This window comes from Photobacterium lucens (assembly GCF_009873615.1).
Taxonomy (GTDB): domain Bacteria; phylum Pseudomonadota; class Gammaproteobacteria; order Enterobacterales; family Vibrionaceae; genus Photobacterium; species Photobacterium lucens.
The window spans coordinates 1-261 of sequence record NZ_SSMG01000087.1 but is presented as its reverse complement, the minus strand read 5'-3'; the positions used below and the strand labels follow the sequence as shown (position 1 = coordinate 261).

General features: G+C 52.5%; 1 tRNA gene. It reads left to right on the top strand.

Features of this window, described 5'->3' with window-relative positions:
• Positions 1-95 precede the first annotated feature (95 nt).
• A tRNA-Cys gene (locus E5A76_RS04870) sits at positions 96-169 on the top strand.
• Positions 170-261 lie beyond the last annotated feature (92 nt).

The window sequence follows — 261 nt, the reverse complement described above, 5'->3', positions numbered from 1 at the left end:
TGGTAGACACAAGGGATTTAAAATCCCTCGGCGTTCGCGCTGTGCCGGTTCAAGTCCGGCCCGGGGCACCATCTATTTAATAGAGAAAACAAAATGGCGCGTTGGCAGAGTGGCTATGCGGCGGATTGCAAATCCGTGGACCTCGGTTCGATTCCGGGACGCGCCTCCATTCTCTAAGAATTTAAGCCCGAGTGGTGAAATTGGTATACACGACGGATTCAAAATCCGTTTCCTTCGGGAGTGACGGTTCAAGTCCGTCCT